The following is a 514-nucleotide window of genomic DNA, read 5'->3' on the forward strand; positions in this document are numbered from 1 at the left end:
GATCCATACGGTTCGCTTTGACAACGTATGACCATTGGGGAAGTTATCACTGTTGGGTTAACCGTCCACCGGTCATATTTAAACAAGAAAGAACGCATGCAAAAAGCGCGTGATGTTCTGCGCGAAGTACGTTTGGATCCCGCATCTATAAACCGCTATCCGCACGAATTTTCCGGTGGGCAACGTCAACGTATTGCGATTGCACGAGCCTTGATTTTGGAACCGTCGTTTATCTTGCTTGATGAGCCGACCTCAGCCTTAGATCGCTCAGTGCAACTCACTGTCATCGATCTTCTCAAAGACTTGCAGAAAAAACACAATATCGGTTATTTGTTCATAAGCCATGATTTATCAGTGGTTAAGGCGCTTTCTGATCGCGTATTAGTGATGCAAAAAGGAGAAGTGATGGAGCAAGGAAGCGCACAAGAGATTTTCCATCACCCAAAAAGTGAGTACACTAGAAAACTGATTGATGCCTCATTTGATCTTGAAAACAATGAAAATCAAAATGATG

The 514-nt window shown here is 43.4% G+C and carries 1 pseudogene; it reads left to right on the forward strand.

Annotation, left to right across the window (positions count from 1 at the left end):
* Positions 1–514: pseudogene (locus tag R8O11_RS31360) on the forward strand (ATP-binding cassette domain-containing protein); the annotation flags it as partial.

The sequence above is a fragment of the Vibrio sp. 1288 genome (assembly GCF_033344475.1).